The organism is Listeria sp. Marseille-Q6474 (assembly GCF_946902005.1).
GTDB classification, from domain to species: Bacteria; Bacillota; Bacilli; order Lactobacillales; family Listeriaceae; genus Listeria; species Listeria innocua.
Map to the genome: position 1 here is coordinate 25738 of NZ_CAMPPS010000002.1, position 22411 is coordinate 48148.

Below are 22411 nucleotides of genomic sequence, written 5' to 3' on the forward strand. Positions count from 1 at the left end.
GTGAGGAGTGAGGTGGATTGATGAAACATTTAACTTTATGGCATACAAATGATGTTCATAGTCACTTGGAGCATTGGCCTCGTATTTTTAATTTCTTAAAAGAGAAAAGAACAGCTGCAGATAAAGAAAATAAGGCGGCGCTCTTTTTTGATATTGGCGATTTTTTAGACCGGGTTCATCCGCTTACTGAAGGGACAAATGGACTTGCGAATACGGACTTACTTAATCAGCTTCCATATGACGCAGTAACTTTTGGCAATAATGAAGGAACGACTTTGGCACATGAAGACTTGGATAATTTATACGAGCACGCGGCTTTCCCGGTAGTTTGCTGTAATTTTTATGCGGATAAAGAGTGCACCGAGCAGCCGGACTGGGTGAAATCGATTGTGTATAAAGAAATAGAACAAGTGAAAATTGCTATTATCGGTGCGACGGCGCCATTTAGAGAGTACTACGAAGAGATGGGCTGGGGAGTAGAAGAGCCAATTAGTGCGATTAAGAAGCAAATTGCTGGCTTGGACGCGGACGCAGATGTAGTTATTTTACTGAGTCACCTCGGTTTGCCGACAGACGAAAGAATTGCTTTAGAATTACCAGAAATTGATATTATATTAGGTGGGCATACCCATCATTTACTTGAAAATGGAAAAATAGAAGGAAATGCATTACTGGCTGCTGCCGGAAGATGGGGAGAGCATGTAGGGAAAGTTACTATTGAGCTAGATGAAAATAATCAGATCATCTCTAAAAAAGCAGTAACTTTTGCAACCGAAAAACTTCCGATTCCTCCAAATGAAACGGCAGAAATTCAAGCTTTCTTTGAGAAAGGACGAGATGAATTATCTGAAAAAGTAGTTGCGATTCCCGGGAAGTTAGCGCATAATTGGTTTGATGACTCGGAAATTGCACACATTTTGAATGAGGCTGTTTGTGAATGGACTGGTTCGGAAACGTTTGTGATGAACGCGGGCATTTTTATGACTGATTTTGAAGCTGGGATTGTGACGGATTTTGATATTCACCAAATGTTACCGCATCCGTTAAATGCGATTGCTTTAACGATGTCTGGTGAGGAACTTGAAATACTTATTGACGGAATCTACCGAAAGAAAGCAGAACTGCAAGATATTCCGCTTCGAGGTTTTGGTTTCCGAGGCGAGTATTTTGGTACTGTTTTGATGGACAGAGCTGGTTTTGACTCGGAAAATCAAGTGGCACTTTTTGATAATAAACCGATTGATAAAACGCGGGAATACCGGATTGCGACACACGATACGTTTGTATTCGCGCCATTTTTCCCGATAGTGAAGCAAATTAAACGAAAAGAAGTATATACACCAGAATTACTCCGAGATATTTTAAAATGGAAACTCAAAAAAATGTACGGACAGGAGGAAGACACGTGACGATTACGATTCAAGATTTAAATTACGAAATTATCACCAATTATCGCGACGCTTTTGACGAGGAAAAATTGAACGAACGATTTAGCGATATTCTTGGGCGATATGATTATATAGTAGGTGACTGGGGTTACGATCAACTTAGACTGAAAGGTTTCTTTGAAGACGACAACCGTAAAGCCGCATACGACAACAAGATTAGCACGTTAAAAGAATATATTTACGAATACTGCAACTTTGGCTGTGCTTATTTTGTTATTAAAAAAGTAAAATAGTAAACGAGGTAATTTGGAATTGAAGAATTATAAAGCGTATTTAATTGATTTAGACGGCACAATGTATCGCGGAGCAGAAGTTATTCCCGAAGCAATCATTTTTATCGAAAATTTAAAACGTGCGGGAATTCCGTATTTATTTGTAACTAATAATTCTACAAAGACACCAGATCAAGTAGCCGAACATTTAACTGGCATGGGCATTCAAGCGGAATCGGGTGACGTCTTTACAACTTCACAAGCAACTGTGCAATTTATGCTTGAACAAAAACGTGAGAAATCGGTTTATGTTATCGGTGAACGTGGAATAAAACAAGAACTAACTGATAATGGATTTGAAATAACTTCTAGTAACCCAGCTTTTGTTGTTGTTGGACTTGACCGAGAAGTAGATTACGAAAAATTTGCTAAGGCAGCTCTTGCGGTTCGAGGTGGCGCAATGTTTATCTCCACAAATGGCGATGCGGCAATCCCAACTGAACGCGGTTTGCTTCCGGGAAATGGTTCGATTACATCGGTTGTTTCTGTCGCGACAGAAACGATGCCTGTTTTTATCGGAAAACCGGAATCAATTATTATGGAGCAAGCACTCGCAAAACTCGGTGTTCAAAAAGACGAAGCAATTATGGTTGGCGATAACTACGAAACAGATATTATGGCGGGAATCAACTACGGTATGGATACTTTAATCGTTCATACTGGTTTCACTTCAAAAGAGGCACTAACAACCAAAGAGGTCCAGCCGACATATGCTGTAACGAAGCTAACTGATTGGAAATTTAACTAGAAGAGCGGATTTTTTCTGCTCTTTTTTTAATAATTAGGAGGTTAGAAAAATGGTCTCAATACAAAAGCTAACGAAAGATAATTTTCATGAAACGGCTAAATTACAAGTACATCCTCACCAGAAAACATTTGTAGCAGAAAATTGGTACTCGATTATCGAAGCAAGTTTTGAAGAAACGTATCATTCTATTGTCATTTATGCTGATAATATGCCAGTTGGATATGCAATGTACGGAATGGATACGGATGACGGCGAATTTTGGCTAGTACGTTTTATGACTGGAAAAGAGCACCAAGGTAAAGGCTACGGCGGGGATGCTTTGGAGCAAATCATCGAAATGGTGAAAAATTTGCCAGAAAAACCTGCAAGATTACGCTTGTCTTACGAACCAGATAACCATGTGGCAGAGAAATTTTATGCGAAATATGGGTTTGAGAAAACGGGCGAAATTATCGATGGTGAGGCAGTTGCAGACTTGTGGTTTAAACGATGAAAAAGGGTATAGAATGGGGATAAGGAGGACTGGGAATGGACGTATTTAATGATTTTTTTGTCGTATTTTTAATTGCAGCGACTGCTTTTTTTGTAGCGAGTGAATTTGCCATTGTTGCAATTCGAAAACCTACTGTCCTACAACTACTTGCCTCAGATAACCCACGAGCGAAATACGTTAAAAAAGTAACTTCCAATATGAATGATTATTTGGCTGCTTGTCAGCTAGGAAACACACTCGCAGCACTTGCGATGGGGTGGGTCGGTGAAGCAACAATGCGCGGTTGGCTAGAACCACTTTTTTTAATGCTGCCACTACCCGAATCACTAGAAAAACCGATTTCGATTTTTGTATCGTTCATTTTAATTACCTTTTTAAATGTGGTACTTGGGGAACTAGCCCCGAAAACATTCACCATTCAAAGTACCGAAAAAGTAGCGTTATTCATCGCGCGCCCGCTAGTTTATTGGTATCGCCTAACTTTTCCGCTCAATTGGCTTTTAAATAACTCGGCAAATTTAATTACGCGGATGTTTGGTGTGAAACGTACTGATGATGCAGATCAAATGACACCGACTGAGCTCAAAATTATTTTTGAAGATAGCTACCGGCAAGGTCTTTTAAATCCACAAGAATTTCGTTATATGAAAAATATTTTCAAGCTTGGGGATGTGCCGGCAAAAGAAGTCATGATTCCGCGGATGTCGATGATTGCCATTGACCAAACAGCGACAGTGCGAGATTTGCTTAAATTAACTTCCGAGCATACATATCATATTTTTCCGGTAACAGAAGATGAAGATAAAGATCATATCATTGGCATGTTACGTGTCAGTGCGGTTATGGCTGGACTTGGAAAAGATGAAGCCATTGTAGAACAATCAATCAAACCTTTTATATCGCCAGTTTTAGAAGTATTTGAAGGGATGGTTTTAGAAGAATTACTCGTAAAAATGCAACAAGAAAGCGAACCATTTGTCGTTTTAACAGACGAATATGGCGGGACTTCAGGTATTGTGACTCTTGAAGATGTCATGGAAGTGATTGTCGGCGATATGGAAGAAGCAAAAGGACCTAAAGGAATACGTAAGGTGGCATTAAATCATTTCATTATAGAGGGATCTGAGCCGCTTTTGGAAGTAGAGGAAGCAATTGGCGTTCCGATTGAAAGTCCGGGTGTCCATACGCTATCAGGTTGGATGCTGCTCGAACGCTTTGACTTAGAAACAGGGGACGAGATTGAACATGAAGGTTATCGGTTTATCGTTCGTTCGATGAATAAAAACTCAATCAGGCAAGTGGAAGTAAAACGTGGCAAAGAAAAACCAGTAAAAACGGAGGAATGACCTCTAGTTTTACTGGTTTTTGTTTAATTAACAATATCATCATGGTAACTATGGGCAAGACGACTTGCTGCAGCCGCTGCGATAGCTCCCACAATATCATCCAGAAACGTGTGAACAGCAATGCCATCATGTTCGTTTAGTTTTGCCAAAATACCAGGTTTTACTTTATCGATATAACCATAATTTGTAAAACCAATCGAACCATATACGTTAACAATAGAAAGTGCTAATATCTCATCTACGCCATAAAGCCCCTCATCAGCGCTAATAATGTTTTGTAGCGGTTGGACGAGTTCACCTTTTTCGGCCATGACATCAAGCTGGATGCCCGTTAAAACAGCATTTTGAACTTCGCGTTTACGAAGCACGTGCTCTACATTTTGACGGCATATTTCTAATTCTAATCCGGGATGATACTTTTGTTGTAAAAATAATACCAATTCTGCGATGTCATCTATTTCTACGCCACGTTCAATCAGCCAACTCCGAGCTTTAGCTTCTAGGGCGCTTTGTTTTTCTACCATTGTCCTTACCTCCTTCTAACTGTATGTATATTGTATGATAGACGTTTACAGGATTTCTAAACATATTTATACAAAAATAGCGACCGCTTATTTTGGTCGCTAAAATAGTAGTTCTTAAAATACTTGAACGACTTCTTTAAATCCGATAATTTTCTCTGCTAAAGTCAATTCGATTCCCATTTTTAAAGTCATATCAGAACTTGGACAAGTTTCGCATGCACCAAGTAATTTGATTTTTACAATGCCGTCTGGGGTCACTTCCACAAGCTCATAGTCCCCGCCATCACGAACTAAAAACGGTCGGAACTTTTTTAAAGCTTTATCAACTTCGGCATAACTAATTTCTTCCATAGGATATAGTTCTCCTTTCGCGAGGCACTATCATATTCTCTATTATAACAGGATACGGAAAAAATTAAAGAAATTAAATTGGGTTTTTCCAAGGTGGAAAGTAGTGTACTTTGGAATAATTTCCAAATAAAAACTCTCTTATCAGCTGGATAAGAGAGTTTTAGTTGTTTGTTTTAGCTGTTTTTCTTAGAAATTGAGTAAATTCCTAAGAGAACGAAACATGTACCAATTAATCCGAACAATATACTTTCTTGTTGGTTATCGCCGGTTTTCGGTAATTTTGTTTGTTTTTTGATTGTGGTTGGTTTGTTTTCATTGATTTTAATAGTTTTTTTGTCTTTATCTGGTTGTGTATTACTTGGTGTTTTATCCTCTTTTTTAGGATTATCTTCTTGTTTAGTATATACAAAGGTGACTGTTTGAGCATCTGTTGTAAATACACCTGTGGCATTGGCTGGTGTAGCTGTTAACTTCCAACCGCTCAAGTTTTTAGCTGTTGCCGCGTAAGACGTATCTAGCTTACCGTTCAGTGTGTCAGGAGTTGCGAGTTCATTGCCGTCTTCATCAACGTATTTAACGGTAACGGGAGCGCCATCTGCTTTTTCGTAAACGTAAGTGACAGTTTGATTAGTGTCTGTGAATACTCCTGTAGCGTTGGCTGGAGTAGTTTTAACTGTCCAACCTGTGATGCTTTTGGCTGTCGATTGGTAAGGAGCGTCAATTTTGCCGTTCAGTGTGTCTGGAGTAGCAAGTTCATTGCCATCGCCATCGACGTACTTAACGGTAACAGGAGCGCCATCTACTCTTTCGTAAACATAAGTGACAGTTTGGTTAGTGTCTGTGAATACTCCTGTAGCGTTGGCAGGCGTAGTTTTAACTGCCCAACCAGAAAGACTTTTGGCTGTCGATTGGTAAGGAGCATCGATTTTGCCGTTCAGCGTGTCAGGAGTAGCTAATTCGTTGCCGTCTTCATCAACGTATTTAACGGTAACGGGAGCGCCGCTTGCTTTTTCGTAAATATAAGTGACAGTTTGGTTAGCGTTTGTGAATACGCCATTAGCGTTGGCAGGTGTAGTTTTAACTGCCCAACCTGTGATGCTTTTGGCTGTCGATTGATAAGGTGCGTCAATTTTGCCGTTCAGTGTGTCGGAAGTAGCAAGCTCGTTGCCGTCTTCATCGACATATTTAACGGTAACAGGAGCGCCGTCTGCTTTTTCATAAACATAAGTGACAGTTTGGTTAGCGTTCGTAAATACGCCGTTAGCATTGGCGGGCGTAGTTTTGACTGCCCAGCCTGTGATGCTTTTGGCTGTTGATTGATAAGGAGCGTCGATTTTGCCATTCAGTGTGTCGGAAGTAGCAAGTTCGTTGCCATCACCATCGACATATTTAACGGTAACGGGAGCGCCGTCTGCTTTTTCATAAACATAAGTGACAGTTTGGTTAGCATTTGTAAATACGCCATTAGCATTGGCAGGAGTGGTTTTAACTGCCCAACCTGTGATACTTTTGGCTGTCGATTGGTAAGAAGCGTCGATTTTGCCATTCAGTGTGTCGGAAGTAGCAAGTTCGTTGCCATCACCATCAACGTATTTAACGGTAACAGGAGCGCCATCTGCTTTTTCGTAAACATAAGTGACTGTTGTATCGCTGTCGCCAAATTGTCCGGAAGCTTGGCCTTCGATTTCTTTTAGTTTGTAGTTAGTAATTGTTTTTTCTGTTGTTTGGTAATTTTCTCCGGATTTACCAGAAATTGTTTCACTTGGAGCTAATTCATCGCCATTTTCATCTTTATAAAATACGTTTACAGCTGAATTGGTTTTTTCAGATACCTTAATTGGTTGTGATACTTTAATGGAGTAACTAAGCGGTACTCCTTTAGCGGAAGTAGCTGTGAATGTCGCGTTGTAAGTCACAGTCTTAGTTCCAATTGGTAAGTTTGAGAAAGAGACTGTTTTATTATCAGCGGATACCGTTCCATCGTCAGAAATGCTAGAAATAGGCATTTTTTCTCCATCAATATCTAAAGTAGGGTTGTTTGAAATAGCTGTTGCCCCTTCTTTAATATTAATAGTTGGAAGTGTGATAGTTTGGTTGTTAACTTGTAAACCTTTATAATCACCAACGACTGCCATGCTTTCAAAAAAGTCTTTTAACTTACTTAAGTCAGTAATGCTATTATTATCAGCGTAAGCAATAGATAATCCTCTAAGTGTATTTAAAGAATCAATGGAAGTTAAGTTGTTATTGTTTAAATAAAGGACTTTAAGTTTTTTCATCGTAGCAATTGGAGCTACATTAGTGAACTTGTTGTAACTTAGATTTAAGTGTGTAATATGATCATCTGCAGTTAATGCTGCTAAATCAGAAATATTATTCCAAGTTACATCTAAAGTTTCGAGTGATTTAAGGTTTGCAAATTTTGTAAATTCTTCATTATCGATTTGGTGATATGCTGGATCTAACCAAGCATACGAATTATAAGAAAATGATTTTAAGTTTTCTTTTTCAAGTAAGGGAGTGAAATCAGTAATATAATCCCCGCCTAGTTCTACTTCTTCGAGCGCTGGCATTTCGCCAAGAGCTTTAATATCATTCAATCCAGTAGTAATACCAACGATTTTTTTCAGCTTAGGTAAATTCTTAATCTGATTTAAATTAGTGATTCCTGTTTGGTTTGAAAAATATAATTTAGTCAAATTGACCGCTTTTTCGAGCCCAGTTAAATCTCTAACTAATCCAGTGACAGCATATCCAGATGAACCGAACATATAGGAAATATCGGCCGTACTAATCGTCTCAAGTTGTGCTTCAGTTAATTCGTCTAGCAACGGATTTCCTACGATGGTTTTAAGACCTTCTTTTAAATACGGATCTGGGATATTTACTACATCAGTTGATGCTCCCCGTACATTACTAAAAGGTAAAAATACGGTTGTGATTAAAAATAAAGCTAACATTATTTTGATTGCTTTTTGCATATGTCTAATTTCCTCCTTGTTTTTTGGAATGTATTCGTAATTAGTTATTCGTTAAAACTGACTATTTCAGCAACAAAATTAGTCGAGAATCTAGTGGTTTCAATCGAATACACTTCAAAGCAAAGTTATAATACCATGAGGGCTCTTCATAAATCATGGGTTTTCTAAAAGAAATTTATTGAAAGTAGAGGGAGGTTCAATAATTGGACATATTTGTTTTTTAGGGCGAGGATGTAGGTGGGAGAAAGGGTTTCGCTTGTTTGTTGGTGTGGGAAGAGGGTTTTTGGATATATATAACATATAAATTAGTTGTTAGGTTTTAAATTTTTCTAAAAATATTGAATGGTTAGTTTTTGGTTGGGGGTGATTTGGTTCGCTTTGAATGGTGGAATGGGATGGAGGGTTTTAGGTTGATGGTGGATGGATTTTGATGGGTGGGGGCTTTTTGTGTGGAGGGCGCAGTTTACGGGAAGGATTACATGCTTGCTTTACTCGTATGCATATTTGGGCCGTAATTCGCTTTGCTTCGAACGGGCCGAATGGGATGGAGGGTTTTAGGTTGATGGTGGATGGATTTTGATGGGTGGGGGCTTTTTGTGTGGAGGGCGCAGTTTACGGGAAGGATTACATACTCGCTTTGCTCGTATGCATATTTGGCCGTAATTCGCTTTGCTTCGAACGGGCCGAATGGGATGAAGGGTTTAGATTGATGGTGGATGGATTTTGATGGGAGGGAAGTTTTTGTGTGGAGGGCGCACTTTACTGGAAGGATTACATGCTCGCTTTGCTCGCATGCATATTTGGCTCGTAACTCGCTTTGCTTCGAACGGGCGAATGGGAATGTGGGTTTTCGGTTGAGGGTGGATGGATTTTGATGGAGGAAGAAAGCTTGTGTGGAGGGCGCACATTTCTGGAAGGATTACATGCTCGCTTTGCTCGCATGCATATTTGGCCCGTAACTCGCTTTGCTTCGAACGGGCCAAACAAAAACACGTTCCTAAGGCTCAGAAAGGAACGTGCTCTTTCAACTGGTAAGGTTGAAAGACAATTGGGTTGCGCGCCCAATTGTTAAAGGGAGTGTTACTTATATGTTGACCGTGAAATCACGGGTACAACCTGGAGATGGTTTATCATGCTAATACACTACTGCTTTAAAGATTTGCAATGTATTGGAAATATTATAATATATCTAGAAATTTGTGTCAATTCATATCTTTATAAAAATTCATAAAGTTTAATAGTTATGCTAAATGAGACAGCTTAGTCGCTTTTTGGGGTAGGTTTTTGTACAATGATAGTGAGGTGAAGCATGATGGTAAATGAAGCGAAATTATATGTATATGGTTCAACGACTATTTGTGCGAGTTGTGTCGGAGCACCGTCCTCGAAAGAAACAGAGGAATGGCTTCGAGCTGCGATTGGTCGGAAATTTTCTGGACAGCCTTTTGTAGTGGAATATGTAGATATTTTTAATCCGCCAAATGAAGCGGCTTTAGCAGATATGGCGAATAAGATTGTTGATGAAGATTATATGTATCCAGTCATTGTGGTTGACGGTGAAATTATCGCGGAAGGCAATCCTCGGTTGAAAGATATTTATCAAGTAATGACCGACCGTGGTTACTTGGCAACGATGTAACAGTCTAGGAGGCAAGTGGAAATGAATCCGATTGTGGAATTTTGCGTTAATAATTTGGCGAGCGGGGCTGATGCGGCGTTTGCGAAATTAGATGCGGATGATAGTTTAGACGTGATTGAATATGATTGTCTGACATATTGTGATTTATGCGCGACAAGTTTGTTTGCTCTAGTGGACGGAGAAGTGGTTCGCGGAGAAACAGCGGAGGAATTGGTTGCGAATATATATACATTTTTGGAAGAAAATCCGTTTTAATATAGAAAAAAGCGATGAGCGCGTAATCTGGCTCATCGCTTTTTATTAATCAAAAAATTGGCTGATTGGTGTTTCGCCGCTTTCGATAGTATAGGTTTTATAGTAGCTGGATTTCTCAGTTAAAGCCTCACTAATAAAGTTTGCAACATCTGCACGAGGAATGTTTGTCTTAGGTTTTCCTGAGACTTCTGAGATTTTACCTGTAGCCGGATCGTCTGAAAGGCCGACTGGTCGAACAATGGTGTAATCTAGACCGCTTCGTTTGAGTTCTTCATCGGCGGCTTTTTTTGCTTTTAAATAGTGGACGAGAGATTCAGGACCGCTTTCTGGGTCATCAGCACCGTAAGAGCTAACAATGATAAAACGACGTACACCTTTTTCTTTGGCAGTTTCGATTGCTTTAATGGCGCCGTTTTGGTCAATATTAATTGTTTCTGATGCAGGCGTATGACCACCTGAGCCAGCTGTAAAAATAACCGCTTCAATTTCATCATAGGCATAGTGGAAATCTTTTTTTAAATCGGCAATTATTGGTTTTGCGCCAAGTTTTTCAAGTTCACTTACTTGTTCTGCTTTTCTAACCATTGCTCGGACGAAAAAGCCTTTTTCCATTGCGAGTTTTTCTACTAAAAGACGACCGATTTTGCCATTTGCGCCAATTACGAGTACATTCATTGCTAATCTCCTCCTAAAAAATATCTACAAAGAACTTTTCCCGGTGAGTAAAAAATAAAACCACAAGTTGCCTCGTGGTTTTTGCTGTTATTCAAATAAAGATGTGGAATGCATTGGTTGCACTCGGGTTTTTGGATCAATGAAATTCATTGCGTTATTTACGGCAGTCGGCGCTTCACCAAATCCTGTCGCAATTAGTTTTACTTTACCATCATAAGTACAAATGTCACCAGCACAGTAAATCCCTGGGATATTTGTTTCCATTTTGGAATTCACGATAATCGAATTACGTTCTAACTCTAAGCCCCAATTTTTAATAGGTCCGAGCGAGGAAACGAAACCGTAGTTAATAATGAAATCGTCAATTTCCAACGTTTCTGTAGTATCACCTTTGACTTCTTGAAGCGTAATATGCGTTAATTTATCGCCGTTACCAAGAACTTCTGTTGGAATGAATGGAGTTTTAATCGCAATGGATGACTTTTCTAAATTGTTAACGCTATGTTCGTGCGCGCGAAAAGCATTACGTCTATGAACGATTGAAACAGAGCTTGCCACTTTTTCAAGCATTAGAGCCCAGTCAACCGCAGAATCCCCGCCGCCACAAACAGCAACGCGACGACCGGAAAAACGGCTAAGATCATTAATGAAATAATGAATGTTTTTTCCTTCGTATTGTTCAGCTTCCGGAAGATCTAAACGTCTTGGTTCAAATGCTCCGTTACCAGCAGTAATAATGATTGCTTTACTATAATGTGTATCTTTCTTCGTGATGATTTCAAATGTGCCATCGACTTGCTTTTCAACGCTTTGAACTGCTTCTTCAAGCGCAACTGTCGGATCAAATGGTTTCATTTGTTGTATTAAATTATTAACGAGTTCCTGTGCGCGAACAGAAGGATAGCCTGGAATGTCATAAATATACTTCTCAGGATAAAGCGTTGAAAGTTGTCCACCTAATTGCGGTAAACTTTCTATTATTTTCACACTCGCATTGCGCATTCCGGCATAAAAAGCGGCAAATAGCCCAACCGGTCCGCCACCAATGATCGTGATATCATAAATTTTTGTTTTTTCATCCAAAATACATCACCCCCTAGTTCCTAATTTCCCTATGAAATAGCTAAAGTTGCAATAAGCATATTTTAGCATATATTTTTGAAAAAGAATGTTTACGGGATTGTGGTATTAAAAAATCCGGAAAAATGAACTAGACCAATTACCACTCAAATAAAAGATTTTTACGAAAACCAAGTCATCTCAGAGGTTTATTGTGAAAAAAATCATATACCACTCTAACCTTACCGCTAAGAAGCATAAACCCTTGAGTTCCCTTCCTTGAAAATGCAAGTTAAAAAGTCTATGATATAGTTTGTAAGCTGTGAAAGAGGGAATATAATTGGTACTTACCAGTTCCGCTTTTTTCACTGGTTGCAGTAGATTTTTAGCGCAATCTACATAGGTGCAGTAAGAAATTCTTAATGCAATTTTTTTTGTGAAGAAAAATATAAGGGAAAGTAGATGTGATAACAGATGAGTAAACCAAAAATTGTCATTCTCGGAGCAGGATACGGGGGACTAAAAACTTTACGTAAGTTACAACAAAGAAACTTGGATGCCGAAATCGTTCTAGTGAATAAGAATGACTACCACCACGAAACGACTTGGTTACATGAAGCAGCAGCTGGAACAATTGAGCCAGAAAAACTAATGTATCCACTTGATAAAGTCGTAAACAATACGAAAACTACATTTATCCAAGATACTGTAGTAAAAATTAATAAAGACGAAAAAACAGTCACACTAGATGCAAATGGCGATATCAGCTATGACTATTTATTAATTGGACTTGGGTCAGAAGCAGAAACATTTGGAATCAGTGGTTTGAAAGAATATGCCTTCACTATTACAAGTGTAGAATCCGTTAAAAAAATCCGTGCGCACATTGAAGCGCAATTTGCTAAATGGAAAACAGATCCACGCGATGAATTATTAACAATTATCGTTGGTGGCGCTGGCTTTACTGGAATTGAGTTTCTTGGGGAATTAACTAATCGCATTCCAGAACTAGTGAAAGAGTACGATGTGCCTCGCGAAAAAGTGCGCATTTATTGTATGGAAGCAGCTCCAAAAGTATTACCACAATTTGATGCGAAACTCGTTGATTATGGTGTTGGTGTACTAGAAGATCGCGGCGTAGAATTCCATGTTGGTAAACCAGTTAAAGAAGCTACAGCTGACGGCGTTAAATATGCTGAAAGTGAAACAGAAGTACGCGAAATTAAAGCAGCGACAATTATTTGGGCTGCCGGAGTTCGTGGTAACAGTGTTATTGAAGCGTCTGGTTTTGAAGCTGGTCGTGGTCGTGTGAAAGTAAACAACAATTTAACCGTTCCTGGTAATGAAGAAATTTTAATTGTTGGTGACTGCTCACTAATCATCAACCCTGCAAACGACCGTCCATTCCCGCCAACTGCTCAAATTGCAATGCAACAAGCAGATGTGGCTGCAGTGAACTTAGCTAAATTAGTTAAAGGCGAAACAGATCTACAAGACTTTGTTTATCATGAAAAAGGAACAGTTTGCTCACTAGGTGATAACGACGCAATCGGTGTTGTTTTCGGCAAAAACCTAAAAGGCTACCCAGCTTCCGTTATGAAAAAAGTCATTGATGACCGCGCGTTACTACTTATTGGTGGTTCAGGCGTTCTTGCTAGTAAAGGTAAGTTTAAATTTTATAAATAAGACTTCTAAAAGCAATATCTGTTAGTGCAGATATTGCTTTTTTGTTATGTTATAATGAAGGAAAAATGAAAGTAGGTAAGTCCATGAAACAACTTTTTGAGATACTTCCTAGTGAGTGGGCAGAAAAATTTTCAAAAACAATGAAAGAACGTATTGAGTTAAGCTTTACAAATGAAGACGTGATTTCTTTAATAGAAAGTAAGGTTGGTGGGAGAGGATATTTGCCGAAAGAACAAGGTTATCCAGTGAATGAAGGAGGAGAACCACTTTTCTTTTTAGCGCAAATAAATTTTGCGGAAATGCCGCAAATCGAGAATTATCCAAAATCAGGAATACTTGCTTTTTATGTTGATTATCATGATGACTTATACGGTCTTAATTTTGATGATCAGACAGAACAAAATGGTTTTCGGGTGTTTTTCTTTGAGAATATAGACAGAGAGAGCATGACTGCAGAAGAACAAGCTGTTTATTTTGAAGGTATTGATAAATCAGCCCTTTATACTGTGGTCAAAGGGGAGTATAAACTTGCTGGTCGAGTAACGAAAGAGCTTTTGATGAATGATATTCTAGAGTTTGAGAAAGAATTTGGCAGTGGTTTTTATGACATCATGGAGCAAATTTTTGGTGATGATGAAGATAAAGCGAATGAGCTATTTGACCTTGCAACGTATAGTAGTCAAATTGGTGGTTTTCCGTTCTTCACCCAAGAAGATCCGCGAATGCGTACAGAAAATTCGTATCACGACACATTGCTGTTTCAATTAGATAGTGAGTACAGTGAAGAGCCAGGTGCCCAAATAAATATCATGTGGGGCATGAGTGGAGTCGGCAACTTCTTTATTAATAAACAGGATTTAATTAATCGGGATTTTTCCAATGTTATTTTTAACTGGGATTGTTAAAGAATCACGTTACAAAAAAGAAAGAAGGTAAATAATGGAACAACTTTTTGATATACTTCCAAGTGAATGGGCCGAACGCTTTTTGGAAACAGAAAAAGAGCGGATAGAGTTGCATTTTAAAGATGCGGGTACACTTTCCTTGTTACAAAGTAAAGCTGGTGGCCGCGGTTATTTGCCGAAAGAACAAGGCTATCCGGTGACGGAAGAAGGTAAGCCGCTTTCGTTATTAGCGCAAATTAATTTTTCGGAAATGCCGCAAATGGAAAATTATCCAGAATTTGGCTTGCTTGCTTTTTATGTGGATTATCAAGATGATTTATACGGACTTAATTTTGAAAATCCTACGAGCCAAGACGGTTTTCGGGTGTTTTTCTTTGATGACTTGGGAAGTGAGAGCTTAACTGCCGAAGAACAAGATGCATTTTTTGAAGATGTAGCGAAAACAGATTTTTACCCTGTTGTAAATGGTGAATTTAAAATTGCTGGCCAAGTTTCAGATCAAATTCTATTACAAGATAGCTTTGATTTTGAAAATGAATTTGGGAATAATTTTTATGAATTAGCTGATCAAATTTTCGCTGATGAGGAAGATAAAGCAGATCAGTTATACAACCTAGCTAGCGAAGGCAGTCAGCTCGGCGGGTATCCGTTCTTCACGCAAGAAGATCCGCGTATGTATGCAGAAAATCCTCATCACGACACGCTTTTGTTCCAATTAGCGTCCGAAGACTTTGATGAAAATAGAATGGCGATTATGTGGGGCGACTGCGGTGTTGCGAACTTCTTCATTAATAAACAAGATTTAATCAATCGAGACTTTTCTAACATTATGTATAACTGGGATTGCTCATGAAAAAAAGCTGACTACAATGAGTCAGCTTTTTATTTACATAAATATTTCTAAAATAAATCCAATCGCTATCCCGGTCAAAGCCCCAAAGAAAACTTCCATTGGTTTATGGCCGAGTAATTCTTTTAAATGCTTCGTTTTTTCTTCTTGTTCAGGTGCCGCGAGCCCTTTTGCATGCTCCACGAAGTCTTGAAAATCCGTTACTAATTTGTTTAAAACAACTGCTTGTTCACCGGCTTGTCTTCTAACGCCAGTCGCATCGAACATCACGATAATACCAAATACAACAGCAATCGCGAAATAAGGTGAATCTAGCCCGTATTCAATTGCGAGTGTTGTCATTAGTGCAGTAACCGCAGCCGAGTGAGAGCTAGGCATACCACCAGTGGAAAACATTAGTCCGAGGTTAAACTTCCGGTAAACTAATATATGAATCGGCACTTTTACCACTTGAGCAAACACTATCGCAATAATAGATGCAATTAATGGTGTATTCGTAAATATCGACATCAAATCTCTCCTGTCAAAAAGTCTATTCTTATTTTACCACAATGAGCTTATTAAAAACCTTTTCTAGAATTTTTCTTCTAACTCTTATATAATAAAGTATAAATCAAATTCGGAAAGAAGGGAACATATGGGACTCCAAGAAACTATTGGCATTGAAATTGTTTCAGTAGAAAAAGGAAAAGCAGTCGTTCAGTTAGAAGTAACAGAAAAAGTTCATCAACCATTTGGCTATTTGCATGGCGGAGTTTCTGTTGTTTTGGCGGAACATGCTGCGAGTATTGGTGCTGCGAAATCAATTGAACCTGATGAAATCGTCTTTGGTTTAGAAATTAACGCCAACCACCTTGCTTCAAAACAAGAAGGAATAGTAACAGCAACCGCGGAAGCAATCCACCTTGGCAGAAGTACCCAAGTCTGGGAAATTAAAATCACTGACGAAACGGAAAAACTAATTTGTATTAGCAGATGTACCATAGCAGTCAAAAAGAAACGAAAATAAAAAGCATGGCAGAGGTCAATTGATGAACTCGCGCCATGCTTTTTTTATTTCTCTGTTTTATCATCGTCTGATTCAGTTTCATTTTCATCTTGCTCGATGATTTCATGCTCGGAATCATCTGATTGTTCTTCAATCGTTTGTTCCTCACGTTCGCGTTCTTGTTCTTCTTGATCTTCACGCTCATCAATTTTTTCTTCGCGTCGTTCCCATTCCATTCGTTCTTCCAATTCTTCTCGTTCTTGTCGCGCTTTTTCAATTTGTTCTTGGCGAATAATAAGGCTTTTCTTTTTCTTGATGTCGTCTTTTTTCACCGAACGCAATTGGTCACGAATTCGAATAGCTAGCGGCACACCAGTATCATAAGCGGCCCGGTTAATAAGGTGGGAAGCTACTGGAGTCGTTAAGAAAATAAACAGCACTGCCAGAAGCACTCGCGCATTAAAACCTTCACCTGAGTGGAAAAAATAACCAACCGTTGCAAAAAGAAGCAAGCTAACGCCAAATGTATTACTAATCCCAGCAGCATGTGTTCTTGTATAAACATCCGGTAGTCTGATAACACCAATTGCCGCCAGAATACTAAGCAAGCCACCAATTAAAATCATAATAGAAATAATAATCTCAATTATCACGTTCACGGTCAATCACCTTCCCTTTCTCAATAAATTTAGCAAAGGAAACCGTCCCAATAAAGGCAAGGAGCGCAATAAGTAATATAACATCTAAAAAGGCATGGGTGTCATAAAACATTGAAAGGAGGGCAACAATTGCCACTAAATTCATGCCAATAGAATCAAGCGCCACGACCTTATCAGAAGTAGTTGGTCCTTTTAAAATACGGTAAAGATATAAGAAAGTAGAAATCGAATAAAGAAGTAAACCAATGGATAAAGCTATTTGAATAATCATCCGTGGAACACCTCCATAATCGCACCTTCATAAGATTTACGAATCGTCGCAATTTCTTCTTCGATATTCGGAACGTGCAGTGAATGAACATAGATTGCTTTATAATCATCCGAAATATCAATCGAAAGTGTACCAGGAGTTAATGTAATTAATAACGCAAGCATAGTTACTTCCCAGTCAGTTTCAAGTGTTGTATCGTATCTGAAAATCCCTGGACGAATGTTCATATCTTTCTTCAAAACAATTCGACTTACATGAACCGTTGAAACTATTAAATCATGTAAGAAACGGAAAACTAGTTTAACGAGGGCAAATAACCGGAAAAGGTAAAATCTTGACCCAAGAAAGCGTCGCATAAATAAAAGCAAAAATATCCCGATAATAAAGCCAATGATAAATGTCGCAAAACTAAATGATGACTCAAGAAACATCCACAAACAAGCAAGTATTATATTAAGAATAAGTTGAAAAGCCATCTTTTATCACTCCTTTATCACCGCATCGATATAAACAGAAGGGTCAACAAGTGGGTCAACCGCCTGTTCAATAAACGGATAGATTGCGTTACTAAACACGCCATAACCAATAGAAATCGCAAGTAGAATAACTACAGGTACGAGCATTTTTTTATACGGAATTTGTAGATTGAATACTCCTTTTTTCTCACCCCAAAAACCTCTTGTAAAGACTTTGATTAAGGACATGAGGACGAATAAACTTGATAATAAAATGAGTATCCCACCAACAATTTGACCAGCAGAGAAAGCACCTTCGACTATCAAAAGTTTTCCGATAAATCCGCTAAGAGGTGGAATCCCTGAAAGGCCTAATGTGGCAATAAAGAAAATCCAACCAAGTGACGGCTTCACGCTCATTAAGCCACTGAATTTTTTCACGCTAGAGTAACCAGTAATCGCCATCACAATCCCAACAATGAGGAAGAGTGCGGCTTTGATTATCATATCGTGAATCAAGTAAAATACGGCACCAGTCATCGATTCGCGTGTCATAATCGAAACGCTAAATAGTATCACGCCAATCGCAATCATAATATTGTAAATCACAATTGTTTTCATATCATAATAACTAATTGCCCCTATAACGCCAAGGATAATCGTCACAATCGCGAGTATTCCAAGTAACGGAACAACAAAGTCAGTTAGTGAACTGAAAAATAGTGTATACGTTCGAATAATTGCGTAAACCCCAACCTTTGTCAGAAGCCCGCCAAATAAAGCGAGAACTGGGATTGGTGGAGCAAAGTAAGATCCCGGAAGCCAGAAATAAAGCGGGAAGAGTCCTGCTTTTAGTCCGAATACAAACAAGAATAAAACTGCGACAACGCTTATCATTCCCGTATTGGCACCATTTAAGTCCATAATTTTTTGTGAAATATCCGCCATGTTGAGTGTTCCAATCATCGAATAAAGCAGTGCAATCGCTACAACGAAAAATCCAGAACCAACCACATTTATCAGTAAATATTTAATCGTTGCTTTCAGTTGAACTTGGGTCCCACCAATGACAAGAAGTACATAAGAGGCCATCAACATTACTTCAAAGAACACAAACATATTGAAAATATCACCAGTTAAAAACGAACCATTCACCCCAACAATCATAAAGAGAATCGCTGGGTAATAAAGAAATTTTTCACGCGGTTTCCCAATCGTGTAAAAGGAATAAAGTATCACGCAGAAAAGGATAATACTAGTCGTTGCCGTAAGTAAAATCGCAAGCATATCGCCAACCATCGTAATCCCAAAAGGAGCAGCCCAGTTACCAATATTCACAGTTGTGATACCATTTTCTCGAATGTAAAACACAAGTCCAAGTGTTGCCACAACCAGAATACCACTAAATATTAGGGCGAAAACTCGTTGAACGATGACCCGTTTTGGCAGTAGCATTAACGTAATTGCTCCAAGGAAAGGAATCAATATCGGCATTAAAATTAAATTATTCATCATCGGCTTCATGTCCTCTCGTCTTGGATACACTCTCGCTATCAAGCTCCTGATACGCTCTATAAGCAAGAACAAGGAAAAAGGCAGTTACACCAAAGCTTATAACAATCGCAGTTAAAATAAGTGCTTGTGGAAGGGGATCATTGTATGTTCCAGATCCCGGTGTACCAAGAATCGGTACGCGACCTTTTTTCAGTCCACCCATCGTTAGTACAAGTAAATTGACGCCATGACTTAGGACAGCTGTTCCAATGATAATTCGTAACAAACTTTTAGAGAGAATTAAGTAGACAGCAGCTGCAAAAATCAAGCCGATTAATATAGACATTAATAGTTCCATCAGTCACTCTCCCCAATCGTTTGAATTATCGTAAGTGTTACACCGACAACAACTAAGTAAACGCCAAGGTCAAACAAAGTCGCCGTGTGTAACGCAGTATCTCCTAAAATGGGCAAATCAACATGACCAAACTTATGTGTTAAGAAAGGGTCACCCGTGAAAATCCCAATCATTCCTGTACCAAGAGCAAAAACAAGACCGACACCAGTGAGCATAATTGTATTGATATTAAGCATACTAGCGACTGTTTTTGTATCATAAGCAAGTAATGTTAACGTAATTGCGCCAGCTGTTGTAAGCCCGGCCACAAACCCGCCACCTGGATTATAATGCCCTGCGAAGAAGAGGTGAAGCGAGAATAAGAAAATAATGAAAGCAACAACTTTTGTTACATTTCTCAGTAGAACGTCATTCGTTTTCATCATTCTCACCTCGTTTCGTCAGTCGTAATTTAATCATCGCGTAAATACCAATCGCGGCAATTGACAGAACAGCAGTTTCGAACATCGTATCAAAACCACGGAAATCAACCAAGATAACATTAACAATATTTCGTCCCGCCGCTTCCACGTAAGCATTATCGACATAGTATTTCGAAATTGAGTCATAAAAAGTCGTATTATACGCTGAAAGGGAAACCAGTGTAATAATCACACCAACCCCGATACTCAATATCGTCTTCATTGAAAACCATTTCGGCTTTTCCTCAATATTACTAAACTGAGGAAGGTGATAGAACACAAGTAGATAAAGCACAACGGAAATAGTTTCAATAATAAGCTGTGTTAAAGCAAGGTCTGGTGCTCTAGAGATAACAAAGAAAATACTAATCGTGTATCCCATTGCTCCAAGTAAAATAATCGAAGTAATCCGCGACTTGGAAAAGACAATCCCAACCAACGTCACTAAAATAACTGCCGCTAAAACAAAATCAACAACTGTTACTTTCGTCATACTCGAGAAATTGAAATCAAGTGCTTGTGTGAAAATCATGACCGAAGCCATCATTAAAATAAAGGCCGATAACATATAGTTTAAGTAAGTTCGTAGCCAACCAGTCATAATAAACATCGTCATCCGATACGAACCTTGTTCTAAATAATACATCCCATTATCATATGTTTTGCCAATTCGAAGTGCTTTTGGAACCCGAGTAGTAATCCAAGGTTTCCAGTATTTATGTGTAAGGAACAAGCCAATACCAACTGCGACAACCCCGAAAGTCATCAATAAAGCTGGTGTAAATCCGTGCCATAAACCAATATGAATAGAAAAATCAGTAGCAAGTCCTGGAACAATCGCTCTTACAGCAGGTTCCAAAATCGGCTCTGCAATTAAATTAGGGAAAAGCCCAATCCCTACCACAAAAATTGATAAAATAATTGGTGGCAAGAGTAGTCCAAACGGAGCTTCATGTGGCTTTTTCGGAAGTAAGTATGGCTTCAGTTTTCCAGTAAATGTTTTAAAGAAGATAATCATGCTATACACAAATGTAAATACGCTAGCAACCCAAGCAACAACAGGAAGCAGAACGCCCCAAGTACTTGCGTCAAACAATTGCAATTGCGTAATATTTACCATGCTTTCAAAAAACATTTCTTTACTTAGAAATCCGTTAAATGGTGGAATACCAGCCATCGCAAATGTTCCGATAAATGCAATCGTTGCTGTAATAGGCATAATTCGCATTAATCCGCCAAGCCGTCTAATATCCCGCGTGCCGGTTTCGTGATCGACAATCCCAACCATCATAAACAAGCTTCCTTTAAATGTCGCATGATTAAACAGATGGAAGACAGCCGCTACAATCGCCATCACATAAATATCATCACTTAGCGTGTCAAAATGAAGCGAGGCCGCTCCAACACCAAGAAGTGACATAATAAGTCCAAGTTGACTAATTGTCGAGTAAGCCAAAATCGCTTTTAAATCGTTTTTCTTTGTGGCATTCAGTGAACCCCAGAAAAGCGTCGTAATCCCAACGAGTGATACCGTCCAAAACCAGAAACCCGAACTTGCGAATAGAGGCGTAAAGCGAGCTACAATATAAATCCCTGCTTTTACCATCGTAGCAGAGTGGAGGTAGGCACTGACCGGAGTAGGTGCTTCCATTGCATCAGGTAGCCAAATATGAAATGGTACTTGTGCCGATTTCGTAAATGCCCCGAGCAACACAAGAATCATTGCAGGAATGAATAAACTATTATTACTAATCACGTCCGCGTTACTAATAATCTCGCGAATGGAATAAGAATCGCTCATAATATGAAGCAAAATAAACCCGCCGAGCATCATTAGTCCACCGAAGACTGTAATCATCATCGATTTACGAGCACCGTACCGTGAACGTTCGCGATGATACCAATACCCAATCAATAAGAACGAACTAATCGAAGTTAATTCCCAGAAAAGATACAGGACAATCAAGTTATCACTTAAGACAACCCCGAGCATTGCCGTCATAAAAATAAATAAAAATGTATAGAAATTGCTAAGTCGTTCTTTCTTTTTCCCTAAATAATAAATAGAGTAAAATGTAACGAGTGAACCAATTCCAGTAATAAGTAGCGCAAACAGTAAACTTAGCCCATCTACTACTACTGTAAAATTAATCCCAAGTTGCGGAATCCAAGGCATTGAAACAATCGTTGCCCCGTCCATCGTTTTGGGAATAAATGTTAAGAAGTAAATAAACAAAATCACTGGAATCGGAAGTACTAACCAGCCAGTATGAACTTGTTTAGTCCACCGGTAAAAAAGTGGAATTAGCAGTGCCACAATAAATGGCAGAACAATTGCTAGATGAAGAAATGACAATATCGGCTCCTCCTCGAAGAATTTTTATACGGAAACTCATCCTGGAAATGTGAAAATAAGAACAGGAAATCATTATTTTTTAAGCAAGTACTTACATTTAATGAAACATAGCTCTAATTAACATTTTAAAAAATTGC

26 protein-coding genes and 1 pseudogene are annotated in these 22411 nt (G+C 38.8%); 14 read left to right on the top strand and 13 right to left on the bottom strand.

Going from position 1 to position 22411, the window contains the following annotated elements; translation table 11 throughout:
• The first annotated feature begins 17 nt into the window (after positions 1-17).
• The 5 genes from OC533_RS10770 to OC533_RS10790 are packed head-to-tail and all read left to right on the top strand — an operon-like array spanning position 18 to position 4307.
• Complete coding sequence (locus OC533_RS10770; protein WP_194324023.1) at positions 18-1409, top strand: bifunctional metallophosphatase/5'-nucleotidase; 1392 nt, start codon at positions 18-20, stop codon at positions 1407-1409.
• Positions 1406-1681, top strand: coding sequence for a YutD family protein (locus OC533_RS10775; protein WP_003722426.1), 276 nt, complete (start codon positions 1406-1408; stop codon positions 1679-1681). Before OC533_RS10770 ends, OC533_RS10775 begins: the two co-directional genes overlap by 4 nt.
• Positions 1682-1700: 19 nt before the next feature.
• Positions 1701-2468 (top strand): TIGR01457 family HAD-type hydrolase, encoded by a 768-nt coding sequence (locus OC533_RS10780; protein WP_185482652.1) that lies wholly within the window; start codon positions 1701-1703, stop codon positions 2466-2468.
• A gap of 49 nt (positions 2469-2517) precedes the next feature.
• The gene (locus OC533_RS10785; RefSeq protein ID WP_003763788.1) at positions 2518-2961 is read left to right on the top strand and encodes a GNAT family N-acetyltransferase; all 444 of its coding nucleotides are present in this window, start codon (positions 2518-2520) and stop codon (positions 2959-2961) included.
• Between the two features lie 35 nt (positions 2962-2996).
• Positions 2997-4307, top strand: coding sequence for a hemolysin family protein (locus OC533_RS10790; RefSeq protein WP_003769115.1), 1311 nt, complete (start codon positions 2997-2999; stop codon positions 4305-4307).
• Positions 4308-4330: 23 nt separating this feature from the next.
• Here OC533_RS10790 and OC533_RS10795 read toward each other — a convergent pair whose 3' ends face one another.
• From OC533_RS10795 to OC533_RS10805, 3 genes are all read right to left on the bottom strand, one after another.
• On the bottom strand, positions 4331-4831 hold the full coding sequence (locus OC533_RS10795; protein WP_003769113.1) for a phosphatidylglycerophosphatase A: 501 nt from the start codon (positions 4829-4831) through the stop codon (positions 4331-4333).
• 114 nt (positions 4832-4945) lie between these two features.
• Positions 4946-5182, bottom strand: coding sequence for a NifU family protein (locus OC533_RS10800; protein WP_003763779.1), 237 nt, complete (start codon positions 5180-5182; stop codon positions 4946-4948).
• A gap of 173 nt (positions 5183-5355) precedes the next feature.
• Positions 5356-8163, bottom strand: coding sequence for a MucBP domain-containing protein (locus OC533_RS10805; protein ID WP_194324021.1), 2808 nt, complete (start codon positions 8161-8163; stop codon positions 5356-5358).
• A 430-nt stretch (positions 8164-8593) separates the two neighbouring features.
• Between OC533_RS10805 and OC533_RS10810 the strand changes: the two are divergent.
• From OC533_RS10810 to OC533_RS10835, 5 genes and pseudogenes are all read left to right on the top strand, one after another.
• Positions 8594-8725: pseudogene (locus OC533_RS10810) on the top strand (hypothetical protein); the annotation flags it as partial.
• Between the two features lie 164 nt (positions 8726-8889).
• Positions 8890-9021 (top strand): hypothetical protein, encoded by a 132-nt coding sequence (locus OC533_RS10820; protein WP_373404175.1) that lies wholly within the window; start codon positions 8890-8892, stop codon positions 9019-9021.
• A 31-nt stretch (positions 9022-9052) separates the two neighbouring features.
• Positions 9053-9235, top strand: a complete 183-nt coding sequence (locus OC533_RS10825) for a hypothetical protein (protein ID WP_077957558.1) — start codon at positions 9053-9055, stop codon at positions 9233-9235.
• Between the two features lie 240 nt (positions 9236-9475).
• Positions 9476-9802 (top strand): YuzD family protein, encoded by a 327-nt coding sequence (locus OC533_RS10830; protein WP_003768177.1) that lies wholly within the window; start codon positions 9476-9478, stop codon positions 9800-9802.
• Between the two features lie 21 nt (positions 9803-9823).
• Positions 9824-10057 carry a YuzB family protein gene (locus tag OC533_RS10835; protein WP_003725587.1) on the top strand — a complete coding sequence of 78 codons (234 nt, stop codon included), beginning with the start codon at positions 9824-9826 and terminating at the stop codon, positions 10055-10057.
• A gap of 45 nt (positions 10058-10102) precedes the next feature.
• Here OC533_RS10835 and OC533_RS10840 read toward each other — a convergent pair whose 3' ends face one another.
• Complete coding sequence (locus tag OC533_RS10840; RefSeq protein WP_003769109.1) at positions 10103-10732, bottom strand: SDR family oxidoreductase; 630 nt, start codon at positions 10730-10732, stop codon at positions 10103-10105.
• An 87-nt stretch (positions 10733-10819) separates the two neighbouring features.
• Positions 10820-11815 (bottom strand): NAD(P)/FAD-dependent oxidoreductase, encoded by a 996-nt coding sequence (locus tag OC533_RS10845; protein ID WP_003763767.1) that lies wholly within the window; start codon positions 11813-11815, stop codon positions 10820-10822.
• 450 nt (positions 11816-12265) lie between these two features.
• On the opposite strand from OC533_RS10845, the gene OC533_RS10850 reads away from it, so the two are divergent.
• The 3 genes from OC533_RS10850 to OC533_RS10860 all read left to right on the top strand — a co-directional run bounded on the left by OC533_RS10850 (position 12266) and on the right by OC533_RS10860 (position 15235).
• Positions 12266-13477 carry an NAD(P)/FAD-dependent oxidoreductase gene (locus OC533_RS10850; protein ID WP_003769108.1) on the top strand — a complete coding sequence of 404 codons (1212 nt, stop codon included), beginning with the start codon at positions 12266-12268 and terminating at the stop codon, positions 13475-13477.
• Positions 13478-13560: 83 nt separating this feature from the next.
• Complete coding sequence (locus tag OC533_RS10855; protein ID WP_010991217.1) at positions 13561-14382, top strand: YwqG family protein; 822 nt, start codon at positions 13561-13563, stop codon at positions 14380-14382.
• A 34-nt stretch (positions 14383-14416) separates the two neighbouring features.
• On the top strand, positions 14417-15235 hold the full coding sequence (locus OC533_RS10860; protein ID WP_194324019.1) for a YwqG family protein: 819 nt from the start codon (positions 14417-14419) through the stop codon (positions 15233-15235).
• A 33-nt stretch (positions 15236-15268) separates the two neighbouring features.
• On the opposite strand, the gene OC533_RS10865 is transcribed toward OC533_RS10860, so the two are convergent.
• Entirely contained in the window at positions 15269-15742 is a 474-nt protein-coding gene (locus OC533_RS10865; RefSeq protein ID WP_003763760.1) for a divergent PAP2 family protein, read from the bottom strand.
• 127 nt (positions 15743-15869) lie between these two features.
• Here OC533_RS10865 and menI point away from each other — a divergent pair, with 127 nt between their 5' ends.
• Positions 15870-16241 carry a 1,4-dihydroxy-2-naphthoyl-CoA hydrolase MenI gene (gene menI / locus OC533_RS10870; RefSeq protein WP_194324017.1) on the top strand — a complete coding sequence of 124 codons (372 nt, stop codon included), beginning with the start codon at positions 15870-15872 and terminating at the stop codon, positions 16239-16241.
• Between the two features lie 44 nt (positions 16242-16285).
• Here the strand turns inward: menI and mnhG are convergent, their stop codons facing one another.
• From mnhG to OC533_RS10905, 7 genes are read right to left on the bottom strand one after another with little or no spacing between them, the layout of a single operon-like run.
• Positions 16286-16879, bottom strand: coding sequence for a monovalent cation/H(+) antiporter subunit G (mnhG, locus tag OC533_RS10875; RefSeq protein ID WP_185484844.1), 594 nt, complete (start codon positions 16877-16879; stop codon positions 16286-16288).
• Positions 16863-17150 carry a Na(+)/H(+) antiporter subunit F1 gene (locus OC533_RS10880; protein ID WP_003722409.1) on the bottom strand — a complete coding sequence of 96 codons (288 nt, stop codon included), beginning with the start codon at positions 17148-17150 and terminating at the stop codon, positions 16863-16865. Before OC533_RS10880 ends, mnhG begins: the two co-directional genes overlap by 17 nt.
• Entirely contained in the window at positions 17147-17626 is a 480-nt protein-coding gene (locus OC533_RS10885) for a Na+/H+ antiporter subunit E (protein ID WP_003768160.1), read from the bottom strand. Before OC533_RS10885 ends, OC533_RS10880 begins: the two co-directional genes overlap by 4 nt.
• Before the next feature lie 6 nt (positions 17627-17632).
• Positions 17633-19117: a Na+/H+ antiporter subunit D gene (locus OC533_RS10890; RefSeq protein ID WP_262265273.1), complete on the bottom strand. Its 1485-nt coding sequence runs from the start codon at positions 19115-19117 to the stop codon at positions 17633-17635.
• The gene (locus OC533_RS10895; protein ID WP_003763750.1) at positions 19110-19457 is read right to left on the bottom strand and encodes a Na(+)/H(+) antiporter subunit C; all 348 of its coding nucleotides are present in this window, start codon (positions 19455-19457) and stop codon (positions 19110-19112) included. Before OC533_RS10895 ends, OC533_RS10890 begins: the two co-directional genes overlap by 8 nt.
• Positions 19457-19882, bottom strand: coding sequence for a Na(+)/H(+) antiporter subunit B (locus tag OC533_RS10900; RefSeq protein ID WP_003769105.1), 426 nt, complete (start codon positions 19880-19882; stop codon positions 19457-19459). The genes OC533_RS10895 and OC533_RS10900 overlap by 1 nt, the downstream gene beginning before the upstream one ends.
• Complete coding sequence (locus OC533_RS10905) at positions 19866-22274, bottom strand: Na+/H+ antiporter subunit A (protein WP_194324015.1); 2409 nt, start codon at positions 22272-22274, stop codon at positions 19866-19868. Before OC533_RS10905 ends, OC533_RS10900 begins: the two co-directional genes overlap by 17 nt.
• Positions 22275-22411: the final 137 nt, after the last annotated feature.